This is a genomic window from [Erwinia] mediterraneensis, from assembly GCF_900604315.1.
GTDB classification, from domain to species: domain Bacteria; phylum Pseudomonadota; class Gammaproteobacteria; order Enterobacterales; family Enterobacteriaceae; genus Pantoea; species Pantoea mediterraneensis_A.
This window is the reverse complement of record NZ_LR026978.1, coordinates 1,631,381-1,653,661: the sequence shown is the minus strand read 5'-3', so window position 1 is coordinate 1,653,661 and position 22,281 is coordinate 1,631,381. Positions and strand designations below refer to the sequence as shown.

15 protein-coding genes and 1 tRNA gene are annotated in these 22,281 nt (G+C 53.5%); all 16 read right to left on the bottom strand.

The window, feature by feature from the left end; genetic code table 11:
- The gene (gene bcsD, locus E0E17_RS07755; protein ID WP_130833099.1) at positions 1-453 is read right to left on the bottom strand and encodes a cellulose biosynthesis protein BcsD; all 453 of its coding nucleotides are present in this window, start codon (positions 451-453) and stop codon (positions 1-3) included.
- Positions 453-4,466, bottom strand: a complete 4,014-nt coding sequence (locus E0E17_RS07750; RefSeq protein ID WP_130833097.1) for a cellulose biosynthesis protein BcsC — start codon at positions 4,464-4,466, stop codon at positions 453-455. The genes bcsD and E0E17_RS07750 overlap by 1 nt, the downstream gene beginning before the upstream one ends.
- On the bottom strand, positions 4,459-6,873 hold the full coding sequence (gene bcsB / locus E0E17_RS07745; RefSeq protein ID WP_130833095.1) for a cellulose biosynthesis cyclic di-GMP-binding regulatory protein BcsB: 2,415 nt from the start codon (positions 6,871-6,873) through the stop codon (positions 4,459-4,461). Before bcsB ends, E0E17_RS07750 begins: the two co-directional genes overlap by 8 nt.
- On the bottom strand, positions 6,870-8,975 hold the full coding sequence (gene bcsA / locus E0E17_RS07740; protein ID WP_130833093.1) for a UDP-forming cellulose synthase catalytic subunit: 2,106 nt from the start codon (positions 8,973-8,975) through the stop codon (positions 6,870-6,872). Before bcsA ends, bcsB begins: the two co-directional genes overlap by 4 nt.
- A gap of 51 nt (positions 8,976-9,026) precedes the next feature.
- Positions 9,027-9,827, bottom strand: a complete 801-nt coding sequence (gene bcsQ / locus E0E17_RS07735; RefSeq protein ID WP_130833091.1) for a cellulose biosynthesis protein BcsQ — start codon at positions 9,825-9,827, stop codon at positions 9,027-9,029.
- Positions 9,818-10,351: a cellulose biosynthesis protein BcsO gene (gene bcsO / locus E0E17_RS07730; protein ID WP_130833089.1), complete on the bottom strand. Its 534-nt coding sequence runs from the start codon at positions 10,349-10,351 to the stop codon at positions 9,818-9,820. Before bcsO ends, bcsQ begins: the two co-directional genes overlap by 10 nt.
- A 669-nt stretch (positions 10,352-11,020) precedes the next feature.
- Complete coding sequence (locus tag E0E17_RS07725; protein ID WP_130833086.1) at positions 11,021-12,196, bottom strand: IS4 family transposase; 1,176 nt, start codon at positions 12,194-12,196, stop codon at positions 11,021-11,023.
- A gap of 110 nt (positions 12,197-12,306) precedes the next feature.
- Complete coding sequence (gene dppF / locus E0E17_RS07720; protein ID WP_130833084.1) at positions 12,307-13,332, bottom strand: dipeptide ABC transporter ATP-binding subunit DppF; 1,026 nt, start codon at positions 13,330-13,332, stop codon at positions 12,307-12,309.
- Complete coding sequence (gene dppD, locus E0E17_RS07715) at positions 13,322-14,308, bottom strand: dipeptide ABC transporter ATP-binding protein (RefSeq protein ID WP_130833081.1); 987 nt, start codon at positions 14,306-14,308, stop codon at positions 13,322-13,324. Before dppD ends, dppF begins: the two co-directional genes overlap by 11 nt.
- Before the next feature lie 12 nt (positions 14,309-14,320).
- A complete protein-coding gene (gene dppC, locus E0E17_RS07710; RefSeq protein ID WP_130833079.1) occupies positions 14,321-15,223 on the bottom strand; it encodes a dipeptide ABC transporter permease DppC in 903 nt (300 codons plus the stop codon).
- Between the two features lie 10 nt (positions 15,224-15,233).
- On the bottom strand, positions 15,234-16,253 hold the full coding sequence (dppB, locus tag E0E17_RS07705; RefSeq protein WP_130833077.1) for a dipeptide ABC transporter permease DppB: 1,020 nt from the start codon (positions 16,251-16,253) through the stop codon (positions 15,234-15,236).
- 169 nt (positions 16,254-16,422) lie between these two features.
- Entirely contained in the window at positions 16,423-18,033 is a 1,611-nt protein-coding gene (gene dppA, locus E0E17_RS07700; RefSeq protein WP_130833075.1) for a dipeptide ABC transporter periplasmic-binding protein DppA, read from the bottom strand.
- Positions 18,034-18,981: 948 nt separating this feature from the next.
- Positions 18,982-19,058 (bottom strand) — tRNA-Pro (locus E0E17_RS07695).
- A gap of 125 nt (positions 19,059-19,183) precedes the next feature.
- Positions 19,184-20,875, bottom strand: coding sequence for a kdo(2)-lipid A phosphoethanolamine 7''-transferase (eptB, locus tag E0E17_RS07690; RefSeq protein WP_130833072.1), 1,692 nt, complete (start codon positions 20,873-20,875; stop codon positions 19,184-19,186).
- Between the two features lie 324 nt (positions 20,876-21,199).
- A complete protein-coding gene (locus E0E17_RS07685; RefSeq protein WP_130833070.1) occupies positions 21,200-21,628 on the bottom strand; it encodes an organic hydroperoxide resistance protein in 429 nt (142 codons plus the stop codon).
- A gap of 133 nt (positions 21,629-21,761) precedes the next feature.
- Positions 21,762-22,226 (bottom strand): MarR family winged helix-turn-helix transcriptional regulator, encoded by a 465-nt coding sequence (locus E0E17_RS07680; RefSeq protein ID WP_130833068.1) that lies wholly within the window; start codon positions 22,224-22,226, stop codon positions 21,762-21,764.
- Between the last annotated feature and the right edge of the window lie 55 nt (positions 22,227-22,281).

The window sequence follows — 22,281 nt, the reverse complement described above, 5'->3', positions numbered from 1 at the left end:
TTATTGATAGCGGTACAGCAACGTATTGCCGTCACTCATTTCCAGCGCGACAGGCACCGCAGCGCTACCGCCCTGTCCCTGCAGCCAGCCCGCATACAGACCTTTCAGCACCGCGCTTATCGCACTTTGCCAGCGGGCGGGCTCCATAAGATTGCCCCCGGAGGGGAGCGCATGATGCTGAATTAACAGGGCGCGATCCTGCGGCTGCAGGATGACAAATCCCCAGTTAAAACGTGCCAGCTGCAGATTTATCTCCCGCTCCAGATCCTGGACGGTGCGCGCTTCCGGTAAAGTGTAACGTGAAGCCAGCGATTCCCCCATCACGCTTAAAAAAGCCGCAGCTTCATCTTCACCTGCATTAGCTATCATGCCGTCAATTATCACGCTCAGCAGATCAAACCAGCCTGCTTGCCAGGGGTGGTTCTGTGGTCTGCCGTCCATATGCTCACTCATTATTTATCTCCGAAAAGATAGCGGAACCATAGCTGGGCTGTACTCTCGTTATAATCACCAAAAGTGTCATAACCTAGCTGGCCGCCAATGGACATATCTTTGCTCACTTTATAATCCGCACCAGCATGAATGTTATAGCCGATGCCATTTTTGCTGCCGCCTGAATAATAAGACTCTTTCGCAAAACCGCTTTTTACCATCTCATCCAGGAAGGATTGCCATTCAGGGTTGCCCGGGAAATAGGCGCTCTTATCCTGACTGTAGGACTGATAACCTACCGATCCGCCCAACTTGACGTCCAGATCGTCATACTTACGGGTAAAGTCAACCGGGAGCGAAACAGAAACATAGTTCTGCGGGCTAAAGTATCCCCCCTGACCGTAGCTGAAATAGCTGAGGTTCTTAGAGAAATCCATCCATGACAGGCTCATGCCCAGCTTCAACTCCCGGTCGTCATAATGGAAAGGCCGTACGTAAGCGCCCGCATTCGCCTGCACGCTATCATTGCTGGCGACGTTTTCGCCCTGATAGCTGTAAAGGCCAGCTCCGGCATAAAAGCCCGCATCTCCGTTGTCATAGCTCAGCAAGGCGTTTCCGCCATTTTTTGTCACGCGTCCCCAACGCTTGCCGGACAGCTTATCTTCCGTACCAACATAAGAGAGCAGGCTATCCGTTACCGCACGACGCTCGCCCGTCAGGATCAGCGTCAGGTAATCGGTCAATTTCGGCGACCACTGGATGCCGCCAATCAGGGTACTTAAATCCTGGCCCAGCGGCGTGCTGCCGAGGTCGATCTTATAGTTGCTGCCTTTCAGAGCCAGGCTCAGTTCTACACCGCTGGTATTCTGAGTGTTACTGCTGTCCGAACCGGCCTGGGTCACGCTGGGCTTGCGTGACGAGGCCAGCAGATAATCTTTAACGGCCCGGTTGTTATTGAGCCACGCCAGATTCTCTGCGCCCTGTGCCGTCAGCGGATTGAGCTTATCGAAGGTAATATTTTTGAGCCGATCTTCGTTGACCAGCTCGGGATGCGCCGCTGCGAAGTTTGCCCTTTCGGCAGCATTTAGCCCCTCAATATAACGTTGTTCGTTATTAATGGTATTAACCAGGTTTTGTACCGCATTGCCCCCCGCGCCGCTGCCAAGCCGGCGCCAGGCATCGCCACTGGCGGTACCCGCGTTTAACGTGACTGGCGTAACGCTGAACTCAAAGCGTGCATCGCCAAAAGGCGCACTCGACCAGGTGAGCGGTGCTTTCGCTTCCGTCAGTTTACTCAGCCCGGATTCACCGTCCCGGCCGCGAACCTGCACGCCGCCCTGCAACCAGGTGCCGGTTTTCTGTTCCAGATCGTCCATCATGTCAGTGATCTGATGCAACATACGGCTTTGTGCCGTGGGCATTGCGGCCTCGCTATCCGGGAGAATAGATGTTGCGCTACTGGCTGGCACGCTCTGCCACGGCAGCACGCTGCCGTAACTGGAGGGTGAACCTTGCTGCTGCGGCGTATTACGATTGATAAAAGGGTTGTCTGCCAGCGCCAGTCCGCCAATGGTGGGAACGCCACCGCTTTCCGCTCCCTGCAGGCCGATCAGCTGACCGCGGGCTGTGCGTAAATAGCGCATCGCCTGGGCATGATTGCCGTTGGCTTCCGCAACGCGCGCCAGCAGCAGCAGACGATCCGGCTGTTGTTTGTTATCCAGGCCGCGCGCTAACGCATTGGCTTTGTCCAGATCATTTTGTGCCAGCGCCACATTAATCGCGCCCTCACGGGCATCCTGACCGGGTGTATCCTGGGTGATCAGATAATCGTAAACGACGCCCGCTTCTTTATTCATCTTGCCGGACTGATAGAGGCGTGCCATCGCAAACATCAGATCACGATTTTGTGGATCATGCTGTAAAGCGCCAATCAGCTTGTCGTAGGCAGCGGCATATTGCTTCTGCTCACGTAACCGATCTGCCTCGTTAATAACGTAGCCATTGCGAATGCCCGCCAGCTGCGTGGGAGTACTGCGCGCCTGCAGTACCGGATTGTTGAGGAAATTCTGCGCTTCGCTGCTCAGACCCGCCTGATTCAGCACTGCTACCTGAGCTGCATAATCTCCCGCATTTCCCTGCACGCCACGCTGCATATTACTGCGCACAACCTTGACTGCAGTGTTCAGATCACCAGCCTGCGCCAGTTTTTTGGCCAGATTACCTGCATCGACAGGATTGGACGGTGGATTGACCGCCAGCGCTTTTAACGTATTCGCGGCGGCGGCCGTTGAACCCTGCGCTAAATACTGGTCAGCAGTTGCCATTTGCAGGTTAAAATTCACGCGCTGCGCCAGGGTACGCATCGCCTGGTTCTGGCTGTTCACCGGAATACGCTGCATCAACTGACTCGCCTGCTGCCAGGCTCCGCTTTCGCTGGCGTTAATCGCCCCGGCATACACTTCATTGACGCTGGCATTAGAGCGCAGTACGGGCTGCATCACATCGGCAGCCTGGGCATTATTGCCCTGGCTACGGTAAATCCGCGCCAGATCGAGGCGCAACCAGCCATCATTGGGGAAGCGCTGAATTCCCTGCTGCAAAATCGTTATAGCGCTGGCACTGTTCCCCTGCTCCAGCGCACGCTTCGCCTGTTGCCGCAGCGGTTCACTGCTGCTGCTACCGCGCGGCGCCACACTCTGACGCACGCTGTCCGGCAGATCGCCGAGCAAAGCATTGGCTTCTGCGGTACGATTCTGCTGACGCAGCACATAAAACAGCCCTTCTTTCGCGTTACGATTATCCGCATCAGACTGCAGCACGGCGCGGTAGGTTTGTTCAGCCTGCTCGAACTGCTTATCACGACGCAAAACATCGGCGCGAAACAATTTTGCGGCCACGCCTTTTTCACCTTCCGCCTGCGTTAAGGGCTCGCTCAGCGCCAGAGCCTGTACGCTGTTGCCACTTTCCAGCGCCTGACGGGCACGGGTCAGTTGCGCGTAAAATTGCGCATCATTCGCCTGCTGCTGACGCGTTTCACTCTGTTCGCCCCCCTGCTGCGCGGCTCGCTGCAGGTAGTCTGCCGCTGCACCGAACTGGCCGCTGCGCTGTGCGACATAACCCATGCCAGCCAGCGCGTCAGCATCCTGGGGGTTGGCTGCCAGAACCTTGCTGAAGAACTGTTCGGCGCCAGCCACATCGCCACTGTTCAGGGCATCATAACCAGCCCCTCTTTCCGCACCGCCCACATTTTTACGGTAATACTCCATTACCGCACTGTCCTGAGGATGGCGCTGCAGATAAGTTTGATAGCGCTCAGCATCCTGTGACTGCGGAGCCAGCCACAACAGCGACTGGCGCAGCGCGCTATCAGCTTCTTTACTGGTTTCCGCCAGGCTTTCCAGGAGTGATATCCCTTCACGTCGTGTTGACTCCTGATAGCTCAACACTTTACCCAGCGCCAGCTGGGCGCTTTTATCCTGCGGATGCGCGGCGGCAAACTGGCGCAATTTATCTACTGCCTGTGGCAGCAGTGAACGATCGCCAGCCATCGTCAGGTAATATTCCGCAGCCAGATTAGCTGGCGGTTCTTCGCCGCTAAAAGTATTGCGCCAGGTCTGCAGAGCAGCCGCAATATTACCGCTCTTTGCCTGCTGGCGAGCCAGCGTGACCTGTGACTGCGGAACAGCCTGCATCTTGCGCGCATTATCCAGTTCGGCCAGATGACTATCATCAGGGGAAACCTGACTCAGTCGTGAACGCCAGTACGCAGCAGCTTCATTGTCACCGCTCTGCTGGGCATAAAGCGCCAGCAGATAAAGCGCTTCTGTATTATTCGCCTCGACGGTTAATACTTTTTGCAAGGCCGCTTTCGCCAGATCGTCGTGGGCTTTCTGATGCCAGTACGTCGCCTGATCAAATAACGCCTGTAAGGCCGGATTATTGCTCCCGGCGGCCAGCAACGGCTGCGATAACGTCAGGGTTCCGCCCAGTAACAGAGCATGTCCAATACCCGCACTCAGCAACTTTTTATTCATTGTTATTATCCCTACTTCTTGCCGAATCGCGTTGGCCTTGCGAATGCAGGCGCTGCCGGGCATGACGTTTCAGCATCACCCAGGTTGCCAGCCCTGCTACGCCAGAAAGCAGCAGCGCGAGCAGCGCCATCAGCACGGAATGCTGGTTGGCATACCACACCACCATCAGATACCAGGGCAACTCGCCACTCGGGAACCGGGGGCCGACACGGAAGCTGCGCACGCCGTTTTCATCGGTAATAATGGCGGTATCGCCACGTATACCTGCGTTAATGGCTGGCAGGTTGAGATCGTCATGCAGGCGCATAAGCTGATCGTCGCTGGTTGCCACTGCCATGACCACCAGGCGTTCGCTATTCCAGGGCGAGCGATAACTGATAAAACCGCGCCAGGATTCATTAGAAGAGAAGTAACGATCGGCATCCAGCTGCTGCCGATACCAGTCTCCGCTAATCCAGCTAAGCAGCTTGTCCCAGCTATCTGGCTCTTTAACTCCCAGAGTTACACCGTTAATGTCATAAACCGTACCGGCCAATACCCGCTGATTAAATTCACTATTCCGGGTGGTGCTGACCGCCAGCACATCGCTTTGCTGCAGACGCGCCAGGTTCGCTCCCCCCTCCGGCATCCCAAACAGCACGTGGTTTTGTACCAGCGTCACACCAGTCGCGTTGCCGGAACGTGCAGCCATATCGAGCAGCGTACTGATTTCCGCATCACCAGGCTGAGCAGGCAGCAACAGCAGGGTCTGGCTAAAATCGGCCAGACGCGAAAAAGGAAACGAGGCACCGACGAAATAGGAGAGATTCGGCAACAGTGCAAAATGGCGTGTATTACTGAGGTCAATCCAGGAGTCTTCTTCGATACGACTCTTGATATTGTTATTCAGCACGACGTTACAGGGCGCATCTGCCTTTGGTTTGATGTTGAAATAGAGCGCCAGCTGGTTATCGCCATAGATCAGGTAGGGATCCAGCTTGATCCGATAGTGTTCCTGACGGGCGTCGCCGCCCAGACGATGCCAGAGACTCTCCAGCACACCCTCTTTATTCACCGACAGATTGCGTAAAAAAGTACCGTTCAGGGTGAGGTTCAGGAAGGACTGCTTATCATCAATCCAGTTTTCTGCCGGAAAGCGATAATGCAGGTCCACCGGAATCGTGTCACCATCCCACAGAAAAAGATCTGGCGCGGCACGGAAATTAACGTGCAGCGCATCATGCCAGATGCCGGTCGTGGTCAGGCTCTGATCTTTGCGCAGCAGCTCACTCAGGCGCACCGGGCGACTGGTGTTAATCCAGCGCGGCGCGTCATAGGGCTTACGATCGGTGATTTTCTGCGTGCTGACAGTCAGAGTACTCTCTTCGCTGGTCAGAGGCTGACTGGTTAAGCGCCATGCAGCCTGGCGCAGCTGCGCTTCATCCTGGCCAATCACCAGCAGCAGTTTGTAGAGCGGATTGTCCGGATTATTGACCACCTGTAACGTCGGTGCTGTTACTGCCGGAAATGTCAGCGCACCAATTTTGTCGCCCGGATGCCCAAAGAGGATACCGTTCTGTTGCGGCAATTGACCGCGAACCACAGGAAAATGAACACCACGATAATCTCCCTGAATACCGAACCAGGAAGCGACCTGCACCGCCGCGCTCATCACCTCAGGCGTCACCGCAGAGCTGAAGCCCATTGTGATGCTGGTATTAGCCATGCGTAACGGATCCAGAAACGGACGCGGGAAGTTACGCAGACTGTTACCGATATTGAGCTGCTGACCTTCAAGGCTCAACCGGGTTTCAGGCAGAATTGTCACCTGATAGCGTGCGGCGTCTTCTTTTTCACACAGCAGCTTATCTGCATCGTTAATCTGAAAGCTCAGGTTGTTACTGGAAACCACCATCGCTGCAGGAATATCCAGCTGATACACGCTGGTATCACTGTCGCTGGCCCCCAGCGGTAAAGTCCCCAGGGGCTGACCGTTAAGCATCAGCTGCAGCGAAGTGTTGCGCGCAGCCAGTTCTGGCGAAACCCGCAGTGCAAGGTGCAGCTGCGCATTGGTAATCACTTCATCGGCTGGCAAAGTAAAGACGATCCCCGACTGCAACTGTCCGCCGGTCAGAGTAATCCCCTGCTGTTGTCCCATTTGCGCCACCGAAATCGCAGTGCTTATCGGTTGGGAAAGGGGTGCCTGGCTCTCAGCATCGGCTTCTGGCACGGGCGCGGCGGGCATATAAGGTTCCGCCACCGCTGCGTCACGTAACTGCTGCTCAGCCTCCTCCGATGCTGAAGGAGGTGTTAACGTAAACAGCGGATCATCTTCTGGCGCCTGGGTGGGCGTTTCTGCCCAGGCGGAAGAGAGCATCAATACCGCAGCCAGCGCGCTGAGCTGCATGTTTTGCTTCAGAATCCTCATGCCGCGTCATCTCTTTTTGCCGCTCCAGAGTTAAGCGCACGGCGTCTCTCTTTACGTCCTTTCCAGCTCAGCCAGAAAAGTTCAAATACGGTGCGGATAATGGTGCCAAGCGACAGCAATATTTTATCCTGTTTATATTGCGGCAGGATCCAGGCGTCAGCACGCGCAAGCACGACGCGCACCAGTTCACGGCGACGCGACAGCGGCATATCCTTAAAGCTCAGGCGAATACTTTTATCATCGCTGGAGATCTGACTGACCGGAATCGTAATGGCCCCGGATTTTAGCACCAGATTAATCTCTTCAATTTCATCATGCTGATGGCGTAAATCGGGCGCATTGAGCTGCGCGCCGCCCATCGACAGATCGGTCGTTGTGGTGCGCGACGCGATGCCGCTGGCGTAATGGATAACGGCCGGTAGCTGAACCTCAATACGAATAGTTTTACGTACCTGGCGCGTTTCACGCGCCACGGCAATGGCTGCCATCAGGATAATCAGGCTGAACGTGGCCCAGCCCACATTCAGAGCGATAACCCAGGGATCGACGCCAAAATAGTCATGCCCGACCGCGCGTACAATCCCGGCGACAATAGCCAGCGTCAGCAACGAGGCGACGATGACATGCGGACGCACAATGTTGAAATCAAAGAAGCCCTGATCAAGCAGCCCGCCTTTATCCGTCACGTTAAACTTGCCGTGCTTAGGCGAGAACAACGTAATCAGGGTTGGGATGACCAGATGGAAACACATCACGGTTTCGTAAATCTCGCCCCAAAAAGAGTAGCGAAAACGGCCATTCATTCGGGAGTTAACGTAAAGCGACATGATCAGGTGCGGTAACACATAGGCAAAAATCAGCGATGCAGAAGAGTGAATAATGTTCAGGTCAAATAACAGATAGGCCAGCGGTGCGGTCAGAAAGATCACACGTGGCAGACCGAACTGGAAGTGCAGCATGGCGCTGAGGTAACACAAGCGCTGCTGCCACTTCAAACCACGCCCGAGTAATGGATTATCGACACGGAAAATCTGCGTCATGCCGCGAGCCCAGCGAGTACGCTGTATGACGTGCAGCCCCAGACGTTCTGTGGCCAGACCTGCTGCCAACGGAATTGACAGAAATGCTGAACCCCAACCGAGGCGCTGCATTTTCAGCGCGGTATGCGCATCTTCGGTGACGGTTTCGGTGGCAAAGCCGCCGATTTCCTCCAGGGCGCTACGACGAATGACAGCACAGGAACCGCAGAAAAATGTCGCATTCCAGTTATCATTGCCCTGCTGAATCGGCCCGTAAAACAGCGCACCCTCATTGGGCATATTGCGTGCAGCGCGCAGGTTACGCTCAAAGGGATCCGGCGAGTAAAAGTAGTGCGGCGTTTGCAGCAGCGCCAGCTTAGGATCGTTCAAAAATGGCCCTACCGTGGCCTGCAGGAAGGTACGCGTGGCCACATGATCACAGTCAAAAATACAGATCAATTCGCCTTTGGTGATTTTTAATGCGTGGTTAAGGTTGCCCGCTTTGGCATGACGGTTATCGTCGCGCGTGATGTAGCCTACGCCGACATCTGCAGCGAACACCGCAAACTCGCTGCGCTTGCCATCGTCCAGCACATAGATTTTCAGTTTGTCACGAGGATAATCGATACACTGCGCCGCCAGGACGGTATCGCGCACTACCTCCAGGCTCTCATTGTAAGTCGGTACATAGATATCGACCGTTGGCCACAGCGAAATATCATCCGGCAAAGGTTCGATTGTGCGCTTTAATGGCCAGGTAGTCTGCAAATAGCCCAGAATTAAGATCAGCCAGACGTAGAGTTCTGCAATATATAATGCAAACCCCAGAATCGCTTCGATTTCAGAATTAAAATGCAGAGTCTCTGTTGTACGCCACCACATATAGCGGGTAGACATTAAAAGAGAAAGGATCACCATTACAACAGTTAATTTACGGCTTTTGCTCAAGCCCATTAAAAACATTATCATAATGCTGATTAGGCCAAAAATATATTGTTTCTGGCTATCCATTGGCGTAACGACGATCAGTGCTGCTACAGGCGAAAGCACCAGTAACAGAAGATAAAAGCCAATTTTACTCATGGTTTATCCTGAGGATTTCTATCGATTTTTTAGCCTGACAACGTCAGGCAATTAAGAGGAAGTACGAGCCGGAGCCTGGAATTCACCATTGCCGATTTTGATATTTAATATATTCGCCACGCGTTTTCCGATAAGCTCAATATCAAATGCGGCGGCTGATGCCGGGCTAAAATCATAAACTGACTGTTGAGAGGCATTGGCTTCCACCACACTTTCGTCACGCTGTACCACGCCCAGCAGACTCTCTCCCAGACGCTGCTGCACAAAGTCGGTCACGTCACGACTAATATGGCGCCGGTTGTCGCTTTGATTAAGAATAAAATAGTGACCGCGCTGGTTATTCAGCGGCGCGCCCGTCATGCGATTCTTTTCAATTTGCGGCAGCAGCGAGACTGAGGCGGTATCAGCCAGCATTACAACTAAGTGCATGTCAGCCAGCTCACGCATCGCTTTCAGCGCAGGTCCTGGTCCGGGCGGAAAATCAGCCACAATGACCAGTCCCGGATAATTCAGCACAGTATCCAGGCCGCGTCTGAGAAAATAGGGATCCTTCGCCAGATTATCTTCAAACCGTTCACGTTCTGCTTCAGTCACGTCGCCATAAGGCAGAACGAAGATATTGCCGCCGGTCGTCAGAATGGACTGACTCCAGTCAGCCTGCTCTTCCGAACGGGCAACAAAACCGCGCCCATCGCTCAGCGGCACTCCAAAATGCAGACGCAGCGCATTTTGAACGTCAAAATCGATCGCCAGAACTTTGCTGCCGGTACGGGCCAGGGTCCAGGCGAGATTAGCCGCCAGCGTGGTTTTACCAACGCCGCCTTTCGGTGAACAAATACAAACTAACGGCATAACGCTATTTTCTCCAGTAACGGTTTTAATAGTGTTTCTTTTGATACGCTCACCGACTCGTTGCTGTGCATACGGAACAGGGCACCAAAGCGCGCCGGTTCAGCAGCCTTCTCTTCTCTGGCTGGCGCCTTTATCTGTGTCGTGGGCAAAACTGCGGGAGCAATAGCCTCAGAAGATGACATGTCCGATGCTTTCCCAGGAAGGGAGAGCGATACCACACTGCTAACAGGTGGTAAATTCGCTGCAATACTATCCAGTAATGAAAGACGAGATTCTGGTGCCGCAGCTGTTGGCATTTGTATCAGGGTGCTCAGATCACTCTGACGAACAGGCTGCGGCTGCGGCATATCAATACGTTCTTTTCCACCGAGCGGCGTATCAGGCTGCTCGCTGTTTTCCAGCTGACGAATAAGCGCCCACTGACTACGCGACGTTTCATGGGTCTGACCCGACATATCTTTAAAGGCGATATCGAGCGTCTGTGTTTTCTCTTTGAAACGCTGTAAATCGTCGTAGTTATTCATCAGCAAGGCCTGCGAACGGGAAAAAAGTGCCGTGAAATATAACATACCTGTCAGCACACAGTGAGAAGATTCTGATTACAAAATGAGCTTATTTAATAAAACTGTTTTATCTTTAAGATTCCAATATAGCAAAGAACTGGACTAAGTCAGATTTTATTGTCAGAAATTTATTAGCTGGTTTAAAGTAAAAGAAGCGCCATAAAACATACACATAAGACAGACAAATGAAAAATGTCTGGCCCTGCTCTGGCAGCATGAGAACGCTATTTTACCCGGTGCTTGTCTCAAAGAAGGAAGGGGTATTCCTTATTCGCGTGCGGCAGGGGAATCAGCTCTGCTAAAGCGCACAGATAAAGGCTTAGGTTTTTATTAGTTCCTTAAATACTCTCAATTAAATTAAATGCCCCTGTAAGCAGAGAAAATTTCCCTTTATTTCAAGATTTAAGCGTTAGAAATGTAAAAATCCGCCTTCATAGAAGGCGGATTTGATTGCACCCCATAGGGGTGTACCAAAAACCTTAAAAAGCAGTCTCTGCCTGTTCCGTAAGATTCAAATCCAGAGACGATAAGGCAGAGCCAAAACGTATTGATGACCACGCCCGCAGGACGTGGTTTTAAGCTGGCAATAAAAAAGGCCCCTTCAGGGCTGAGGGATCCCCAGAAACATTATCAGTACACCATGATGATGTTTCTGTAGGCTCTGGCCATATCGGCATACACCCTGTCGGGGTTCATTCCCGACAGGAGCTCCGGCGACTGCCGGATGACATTTTCACTCAATGTCAGATACGACAGCACCCTGCGTGATTTCTCACTGTTCGCCTGGAACCATCGATTTATTCCCTTACTTTCAAGGTAATATCCCGTCAGCCACAGGATGATGCTGTAGAGAGCTGCAACCAGGCAAAGCACGGATATTCGTTTTTCTCCCCGGCTTTTACTTGCCCGCAGTCCCAACCCATAGCGCTCGCTTTTTTCATCCCTGAAGTTCTGTTCTATCTGCATACGGCGACTATAAAGTTTAACTGTCTCGCGTGGCTTATATTCCATCAGGCTGGTAAAAAGCAGCCACGGTTCACGCGCGTTTTTACGGTACATCCTGTCTGTTTTGGGGTAATGCTGGCTGCTTTTCCTGCCCGTCGCCCGCTTATGCACGGTGTAGAAATGTCCCGGACAGTCACGACTGGCGTTACGTGCCAGACGCCCGAATCCCGGGTAGCGTGCCGTTGTTGATGACACAATATCCCGCGCCATCTGCCACTCTTCATCCCCGATGACCTGAAAATAGAGGCTGCCCCTGACTCGTCCGACAAAATCCCAGCCCAGAGAGCGGATGTGGTGAAACCAGCTGCTGCGAAAGCCTGCATCGGTCACGATAATGACCTGCTTATCTTTGCCGATGGCGACAGCCATCTGATCGAGAAAGGCATTTTGTACGGCAGAGTTGTTCTGGTAGCGGGAGGAAATGACTTTACTCATCAGAGGGATAGCTCTGCCATCACACAATAAGCTTGCCCGCAAAACACTGAGCTCTGATGAAGGATAACCACTCCAGTCCACAGCAATGACACAAACTGAAAGGCTGTGTGTGAGGCGGGATACAAGCTGCTGGTAGACACAGGGAATATCACTGAACATCAGGTCGCTGTTGAGGTGCCGGTCAACACGCTTAATCTTGTGCTTAACACGTGCGGGGCCTGGCAGATATCTGCCGATGCTGGTAAGAGAAAGCGAAGCACCACACGTCAGAGCCACGGTCATATCAAGCAGAGCGTTTTTACGGTACTGATGAATGGAGTTCAGGGACTGGCTAAAAAATTTATGGCAAACTTGTGAAACAGGCATAGAGGTGTGACCTTACTTTTTGGTGGAACACTAAGTAGATCATAACCTTCTATGCCTGTCTTTATTTATGGGGAACCCTCAGCCCGGCAGGGGCCTTAACATTCATTTCTTTACTGACTGATCTTTTCCGCTTCCGGCACGGGCTGGCCTTCATCGCGATCCACAGCGAAGCAGGCAATTTGCTGCTCGCCATAGCGTTTCAGCATCGGCTGCACCGCCATACAGGTATCGAAACGGCGACGACAGCGCGCGTTAAAGGCACATCCCTGCGGCGGATTCAGCGGGCTCGGCAGCTCACCGGTCAGTTTGATGCGCTCACGACGGTCATCCGGATTCAGACGCGGCGTGGCGGAGAGCAACGCCTGCGTATAAGGATGGCGCGGATTGTTGAAGATGGCCTCTTTACTGCCTTTTTCCACGCAGCGTCCGAGGTACATCACCATCACTTCATCCGCGATATGCTCCACCACCGACAGATCATGCGAGATGAAAACATAGGAAAGCCCCATCTCCTGCTGCAGATCCATCATCAGGTTCAGAACCTGCGCCCGCACCGACACATCCAGCGCCGACACCGGCTCATCGGCAATCAGCACGTCCGGATCCAGCATCAGGCCGCGCGCAATGGCGATACGCTGACGCTGGCCGCCCGAAAACATATGCGGATAGCGGTCATAATGCTCAGTTTTCAGGCCCACTTTCGCCATCATCGCCAGGGTCTTTTCGCGCCGTTCCTCTTTGCTCAGGCTGGTGTTAATGAGCAGCGGCTCCTCAAGGATCTGACTGACCTTTTTGCGCGGGTTCAGCGACCCGTAGGGATTCTGAAACACAATCTGAATCTTCTGACGTCGCAGCTTCTGCGCCTGCGGGTCCGGCTTCAACAGATCCTGACCATGCCAGTAGAGCTGCCCTGCGGTAGGGGTTTCAATCATGGTTAACAGGCGACCCAGGGTGGATTTACCACAGCCCGACTCCCCTACCACCGCCAGCGTTTTTCCACGTTCCAGGTTAAAGGAGACGCCATCCAGCGCTTTCACCAGACGTTCCTGGCCGAACAGGCCTTTCTTCACCGGATAATGTTTTTTCAGGTCAATGGCCTGCAGCAGGTATTCCTGCTTTTCGTTTTCAGGATTCATAAGTTGGTCTCCCGGCGTCATCCAGCGGATAGTGACATTTAGACTGACGCCCCGGAATATCGCGTAATTCAGGTTCATCCACACGGCAACGATCGGTGGCATAAGGGCAGCGCGGATTCAGCAGGCAGCCGTCAGGGCGATCGTATTTGCCCGGTACTACGCCCGGCAGCGAGGCCAGACGCGCCTTATCAGCCGCAAACTCCGGCAGCGCACGCAGCAGCGCCTGAGTATAGGGATGGCGCGGCGCCTTAAAGATATCGACCGCTTTGCCGGTTTCCACTACCTGACCGGCATACATCACGATGATGTGCTGAGCGGCTTCGGCCACCAGCGCCAGGTCATGGGTGATCAGGATCAGCGCCATGTTCTCCTGCTTCTGTAAATCCAGCAACAGTTCAATGATCTGGGCCTGAATGGTCACGTCGAGCGCCGTGGTAGGCTCATCCGCAATCAGCAGCTTCGGCTTACAGGCAATCGCCATTGCAATCATCACGCGCTGGCTCATCCCGCCCGACAGCTGGTGTGGGTAAACGTCCAGACGCGAGGCCGGATCGGGGATGCCTACCTGCGTCAACAGATCGATAGCACGCTGGCGACGCGTGCGCTTGTTGCCGCCCTGGTGCACCTTAATCGCTTCCATAATCTGGTAGCCCACGGTATAGCAGGGGTTCAGGCTGGTCATGGGATCCTGGAATATCATCGCCACTTCCGCGCCTACCAGCTGACGGCGCTCTTTTTCGGAGATGCGTTTCAGGTCACGCTGATTAAACTCCAGCTTGTCTGCCATTACCCGGCCTGGGAAATCGATCAGGCCCATAATCGCCAGCGAGCTCACCGACTTACCGGATCCCGACTCGCCGACAATGCCGACCACCTGTCCCTGTTCGACCTGATAACTGATGCGGTCAACCGCACGGAATGGTGCCTTTTCGTCGCCGAAATGCACCGATAATTTATCTACATTCAATAACGCCATCTCGGTGCCTCTTTACTGCTTGAGTTTCGGGTCGAGTGCATCACGCAAGCCATCGCCCATCAGGTTAAATGCCAGCACGGTGAGCAGAATGACCACTCCAGGGAAGGTAACCACCCACCAGGCACTTTGCGCATACTGCAGAACGTCGGAGAGCATGGTGCCCCACTCCGGCGTCGGCGGCTGCGCACCCATACCGAGAAAGCCCAGCGCGGCCATATCCAGGATCGCGTTGGAGAAGCCCAGCGATGCCTGCACAATCAGCGGTGCCAGGCAGTTAGGCAAAATGTTAACGAACATCTGACGCAGCGTACCGGCACCCGCTACGCTGGAGGCGGTCACATAATCGCGATTCACTTCTACCAGTACTGCTGCACGTGTCAGACGGATGTAGTGCGGCAGCGCCACGAAGGTGATTGCCAGCGAGGCGTTAACAATAGAGGGGCCGAAAATTGCCACCAGCACCAGCGCCAGCAGCAGACTGGGTAACGCCAGCATGATATCGACGATGCGCATGATAGTGGCATCGATTACGCCGCCAAGGTAGCCCGCCATCAGACCAAAGATAACGCCCAGGATCAGCGACAGCACCACCACCATGCAGCCCACCAGCAGTGACAGGCGTGCGCCATACATCAGGCGTGACAGCACATCGCGGCCGACGTCATCGGTACCAAGAACAAACTGCCAGCTGCCGCCCTCCTGCCAGACCGGCGGATGCAGCAGCGCATCACGGAACTGTTCGGAAGGCGCATGCGGGGCCAGTACGCCAGCAAACAGCGCCACCAGCAGCATAATCACGATGTAAGCCAGACCAATGACCGCGCCTTTGTTACGTTTAAAGTAGTGCCAGAATTCCTGAAACGGGGTCATCGGCTTGGGTGCAGCGGTTACGCTTGCAGGATCAACAACAGACATGATGCCCCCCTTATTTCTTATGTCGAATGCGTGGGTTAACCACGCCATACAGCAGATCAACCAGCAGGTTGACCAGGATAATCAGGACAGCCACCAGCAGCACGCCACCCTGCACCACCGGATAGTCACGGCGTTGCAGCGCTTCAATCAGCCAGCGTCCGAGCCCCGGCCACGAGAAGATGGTTTCCGTCAGAATGGCACCCGCCAGCAACGTGCCGACCTGCAGACCAATCACGGTAACTACCGGCAGCATGGCGTTACGCAGCGCATGCACCACGATGACACGCATCCGCGTCAGGCCCTTGGCGCGCGCGGTGCGGATATAATCCTCACCCAGCACTTCCAGCATCGCCGAGCGTGTCATACGTACGATAACCGCCAGCGGAATGGTGCCCAGCACGATAGCCGGCAGAATCATATGCATCACGGCATCGTGGAAATCACCGGGTTCGCCCCAGAAAAAGGTGTCGATGAGCATAAAGCCGGTCAGCGGATAGGTTTCATCCAGGAAGACCGTATCCCCTACACGCCCCGATACTGGCGTCAGGTTCAACTGCACCGAAACCAGCATAATCAGCATGATGCCCCACCAGAAGATCGGCATGGAGTAGCCGGTCAGTGAGATGCCTACCGCGGTATGGTCGAAGATAGAACCGCGTTTTACTGCCGCCAGTACCCCAACCGGAATACCCACTGCCACAGCAAAAATCATTGCGCAGATACCCAGCTCCAGCGTCGCTTTAAAGCGCGGTACGAACTCGTCCCACACCGGAGTACGGCTCTTCAGCGAAATCCCGAGATCGCCATGCATCACCCCGTTGATATAGGTGAGATACTGTTTCCACATCGGCTGATCGAGGCCAAGCTGAGCCATCAGCTCGGCGTGACGTTCGGGGGAGATCCCGCGTTCGCCTGCCATGATCAGCACCGGATCGCCCGGGATCATATGGACAAACGCGAAAGTTAATAAGGTGATACCGATAAACGTTGGGATGACAAGGCCCAGACGTCGGAGTATGAACTGCAACATAATCCGGTTTCTCTCGTTACCCGCTGGCAGTCGCCAAAGGGTTAGTTATTACTCACATCTGACGATCGGGTAGACCCGACCGCGACGCAGCCAGGCTGCGCCTCTACCGTTTCCAGTAAAACAGGGGTAAAACCGGGGCGACTTACGTCACCCCCGAAAGTGATGATGCTTATTCCTGAATGTCTACCTGAGCAAAGTAGTGACCACCAAGGGGATCTACTTTATAGCCGGAGACTTTTTTGCTGACCGGTTCATAAACCGTTGAGTGCGCAACCATCAGCGCCGGTGCCTGGTCATGCATGATCACCTGAGCCTGCTTGTAATACTCTTCGCGCTTCGCCTGGTCAGCGGTAGCACGGGCTGGCTGAATCTGATCTTCAAATGACTTGTCACACCAGCGAGAGTAGTTGGAACCATCTTTCGCCGCAGAGCAGCTGAACAGGGTCGCCAGGAAGTTATCCGGATCCCCGTTATCGCCGGTCCAGCCCATCATGACGGTCTGGTGCTCACCCGCTTTGGCGCGTTTCAGGTACTCGCCCCACTCGTAGGTCACGATTTTAGCTTTCACGCCAATTTTCGCCCAGTCAGCCTGCACCATTTCCGCCATACGACGGGCGTTCGGGTTGTAAGGACGCTGAACGGGCATTGCCCACAGGTCGATAGCGAAACCATCAGGCAGGCCCGCTTCTTTCAGCAACGCTTTCGCTTTTTCCGGATCATAGGGGTAATCCTGCACAGCGTCGTTGTAGCCCCACATGGTCGGCGGGATCAGGTTTTTCGCTGGCTGACCTGCGCCCTGATAAACGGCAGAGATGATGGCGTCTTTGTTTACCGCCAGCGTCAGTGCCTGACGCACCTTCAGATTATCCAGCGGTTTTTTCTCAACGTTGTAAGAGAGATAACCGACGTTCAGACCCGCCTGCTCATACAGATTGATGTTTTTGTCCTGCTTCATGCGCGCGATGTCAGCCGGGTTCGGATACGGCATCACATGGCATTCACCTTTCTGCAGTTTGGCGTAACGTACGGACGCATCCGGGGTGATAGAGAACACCAGACGATCGATTTTCGGCTTGGTGCCCCAGTAGTCCGGGTTCGCTTTGTACAGAATGCGTGAATCTTTCTGATACTGCAGCAGCTGGAACGGACCGGTACCGACCGGATTCAGGTCAACTTTTTCCGGCGTACCCGCTTTCAGCATATTGTCTGCGTACTCTTTCGATAATACCGACGCGAAATCCATTCCCAGGTCAGCCAGGAACGGTGCTTCCGGACGCGTCAGCACAAAGCGTACGGTATAGTCGTCCACTTTCTCGATTTTGCTGATCAGCGCAGGCATATCCATGCCTTCGAAATATTCGTAGCTGCCACCAGAAACGTTATGGTACTTGTTGTTTTTATCCAGCTGGCGTTCAAAGGTGAACACGACGTCATCGGCGTTAAATTCGCGCGTCGGTTTGAAATCTTTGGTGGTCTGCCACTTCACGCCCTTACGCAAGTGGAAAGTGTAGGTTTTACCGTCATCACTGATGTCCCACTTCTCAGCCAGCGCCGGATGGAACTCGGTAGTACCGATAGTAAATTCCACCAGACGGTTATAAATCTGACGTGAGCTGGCATCGTAAGTGGTGCCAGAAGTGAACAGTTGCGGGTTAAAGCCTTCGGGAGAACCTTCAGAACAATAAACCAAAGTTTTCGCCTGAACGCTGGCGGCAACGGTCATGGCAACCAGGCTCAGACCGACCTTCAGCAGCCTGGATTTGGCCAGGGAGTTGATCATGCTTTTGCTCCATTGTGATGTGTTGTTGTGTGTACCTGCCCGACCTCTGTTTTTGTTATGCGGTCAAGGCGGGTTATCAGTTGATAACCCAAAGAGCGAAGAGTCTTTTTGTGAAAACCTGACACCGTGGAATCTGTCAGAGTAATCCGCTTCTGCATCTTTATTGAGGCATCAATTTGTCAACAGTTGCAACTAAGGTCAATACAACCGTCAGTTTTTTACACAGAGTGTGAGTAACCGCAAGCAAACATAAAAAAAAGTATTCCACCTCGAATCCAGTGGAAAAGTTCGCTTAAAGCCGCTTATTACCATCAATCCGCCTGGAGTCAGCAAGGCCACCAGTTATTCTCACCGCTAAAAAACGTTCGAAATTTATCGCTAAATGTTGATTAACTAAACGATTGTGCGTGCGTTATGACGTTCAGGCAGCGAAATATGCTGGTCAGTTGTCATAAGAAACAGGCAAAAAGCAAAAAATCTTCATAAGTAGAATGTGTTGCGAAATAAGCGCGCAGATCAGGCGTTGTCGGGCTTTCATGCTTTAAAGTTTGCATAATAACGGCTAAGCCCGCGTGTACGGCTCTGAAGGGCAAATTTGCGGGTTAAGAGGGCTGGTGTTGAAACAGGTCTTAGCGAAAGGTGCAACTATTTGCAACCTGGCGCCCGGGCAGAGGACATCAATCTGAGGAGGTAAAACAGCCCTGGCCGGAAAGGCAAATGCACCCCGGGTAAGGAACATAAAGGTTATGGCGGTTTACTTCTGCTTTTTTCACCATTATCAGTTAACGTGACAGGGCTTTTACAGCGCTGCAGCGTGAGTTTCCTGTTCAGGAACAGAAACAGGCTGCTAGATGGCGCTGCATCGGGACTGTGGACGCAAAAAAGCCGCATACACAGTGTGTAATGCGGCTTTCTGAGGTTTTGGCCTCGACCAAAACTGCGGGAATTTGGTCGGTGAGAGAGGATTCGAACCTCCGACCCCTTCGTCCCGAACGAAGTGCGCTACCAGGCTGCGCCACTCACCGATGGGGGCGAATCTTACTGCGCCTGTTAAAGAGCGTCAACCGCTTTTTGACCCGCCCTGCCCGATTGGCTGAAAAGCGTTCAGTGGCGGGAAAAGAGCCGCGACGCCATACCTTTGCGACAACAATCAGAATGCCCTGGCCTGCTGCACCGCCGGTGCCTGACACCAGTTATTTGCGGCTTTTATGCCGCCGTCTGGCGAGGTGTAACCCAGGCAACCGAGGACAGAATCAAACAGCTCAACCTGGCGATGGGTTTTACCAACACGCTGCTGCGCCTGCAAACGATCAAAGTTGCTGCGGTTGTGGGGATCGGCCAGATATTTATCCGATGCCCAGACTATCAGCGGCACGCGGAACTGCTCAGGCGGCGCCAGCTCACGCGGCGTACCGTGCAGATGCATATTGTCGCTGATGGACTCGCCATGATCCGCCGCATAGAAGACAATCGCTTTCTTATCCCGTAATTGATCCAGCACGCTATCCAGCATGGTATCGACATAAAGTATCGAGTTATCAAAGGCATTTACCAGCTGCGCTTCGCTGCATTTATCGTCCACGCCCACACATTCCGGCTGGTAACGGGCAAAATCACGCGGATAGCGCTGCGAGTAGAGATAGTGCGACCCTTTGGTATGCAATATAACCAGATGCTTACCGTGCGGATAGTTTTCCAGTGAAGTTTTCAGTTCCGGCACCAGCAGCATATCATCCACTGCTTTACCCTCGTTACGATCTTCAGAGCCGATCTGTTCGCGGAACGCGAAATTGTTGACGTTGGCATTATCATAGAACCAGACTTCACTCTGCATGGCGAACAGCTCCGAGGTGAACCCCAGCGACTTCAGCACGGCGAAGATATTTTGTTCCTTCAGCGTACGGCCAGGGTTATCTTCCGTGCCGCCTTCACGCACAAACATGCAGCGCAGCGAGAGTTTGGTCGCGGTATCACAGGATTCACCGCGAAACGCAACGAGGTTTTTCTCTTTTGAGAGTTTCGGGGTGGTATCACGGTGATAACCCAGCAACCCCATATGATCCCAGCGGGTCGTTTCGCCAATCACAAACACAACGTAGGTATCGTTGATGCCTGGCGGTGCCACGTATGTAAATTTCTTCGCCGGATCCACCAGTTCACGACTGTCTACGCTTTCATCAATACGCGTCCAGGCAAACAGACCCACCGCCGCCAGCCAGTTTGATGGCAGATAAGAGTGCGCGACCACCCCACCGTAGCTGGGCAGGTCGATATTGGTGATCTCTTCGTTCGCCTTTTGCAGGCGGTCAAAATAGCGAATCGGCAACCAGACCAACGCTACCGCCAGCAATAATATGGCTACCGGTTTCAGACGCTGCCCTGGGGTTTTCAACTGTTCCATCAGGGTATGGCTCAGGTTATTGCGCCAGATCATCAGCAGCGGCAGCGCGCTCACCAGCACCATCCATATGACAAAATGGAGACCAACCACCTCTTTCGACAGATCGATATCAGTGGTCATCACCGAAGCGATGATGCCATAGCCAATCACCACATTAAAAAAGGCCATGTAGTAAGCTGAAGCAACGGAGATAAGTACCAGCATGCTGGCCACCACCCGATAAAACCACTTCCCGCCCAGCGACAGCAGACGCATCAGGAAAAAGGTAAGCAGGACGATAGCGCTGACTTCAGCAACGGCAGAGATCCAGTTAGTGACGGTGGATTTCGTTAAAAAGCCGTCAAAACGGCGGTAAAAAACAGGCAGATTTAATAAAATGCCGATATATAACGCCAGCAGGATGGAGAGCTTTTGCTGGGTTAACGTTTTAATATAATTCATGAAAAGGGGTTTTCCCGACCTGGAACCGAAATGTTTTAACGCTATTGTGACCCTTTGAATGTGCCAGAGTTCGCTTTCATCCGGACAAAGAGAGATATCGCAGGTAGTGAAAGGGAGAGATGGAACAAGGTAAAAGCGTGTCACGACGAGGCTGTGTAGTAGAACATTTGTACAGCCGGAAAGACAGAAAATAATATTTTTACCGCACAAAAAATCGGCACCTTTTGCCGGGTTGGCCGGTTATCACGGCGCTGATGTAAAAGGGACAGGACGGGAAAAGGTGTATGGCAAAATAATGGGCCCGCCAGGCGAGCCCGCCAGCGCTTAGCGAATAATATTCAGGGTAACGTCAATGTTGTTGCGCGTCGCGTTAGAGTAAGGGCAAACAATGTGCGCAGCATCGACCAGTTTTTTCGCCTCTGCTTCGTCCATCTCGGGCAAATGGATATTCAGCGTCGCCTCAATCCCGAACCCGGTAGGAAGCGGCCCAATGCCAACTTCACCTTCAATCCATGCGTCTTTGGGCATGGCAATTTTATCGCGCGAAGCGACAAACTTCATCGCGCCGAGGAAACAGGCGGAATAACCGGCAGCAAACAGCTGTTCCGGGTTGGTGACTTCGCCGCCCGCGCCGCCCATCTCTTTGGGGACGCCCAGCTTCACATCCAGCACACCATCAGAAGAGGTAGCGCGACCGTCACGACCGCCGGTGGCTTTGGCTTTTGCCCGATACACAACTTTTTCTAAAGACATAAATACCTCGCTTTTTATGCTATTTAATCGCACGCTATGTATATGCATACAGTAGATGCGTGAAGTCACCGCAGTGACAGGGTAAAGAGAGAACGCTGATGCTGGACATCAGCGTCATAACAACAATATTAGATCATTTCGCGCGGTTGAGATTATCCCGCAGGTCATCCAGCTGCTGCTTCAGGTTCTGCAGCTGGGCATCGTCACAGGCAGTGGCGCATTGAATCGCATTGGGAATGCCACCGGCCTTGTTACGCAATGTCCTGCCCGCCTCGGTCAATGTTACGACCACCTGGCGCTCATCCTGACGTGAGCGCTGACGCTGGATCATGCCCGCGCTCTCCAGACGTTTCAGCAGCGGCGTCAGCGTCGCGGAATCGAGAAACAGCTGTTCGCCAATTTCCGAAACGGTAACGTCATCTTTTTCCCACAGCACCAGCATCACCAGATACTGCGGATAGGTTAACTCCAGCTGCGCCAGCAGTTGCCGGTACACCTTGTGCATCGCCAGGTTAGCCGAATAGAGCGCAAAACAGAGCTGTTGATCGAGCAACAGTGGCGCCTCGCTCACTTTTTTGTCATCTTGTTTTATGTTCATGACCATAAATATAAATAGTGTGCCAGATAATTGCAAGCAATCTGTCGACGGGGTG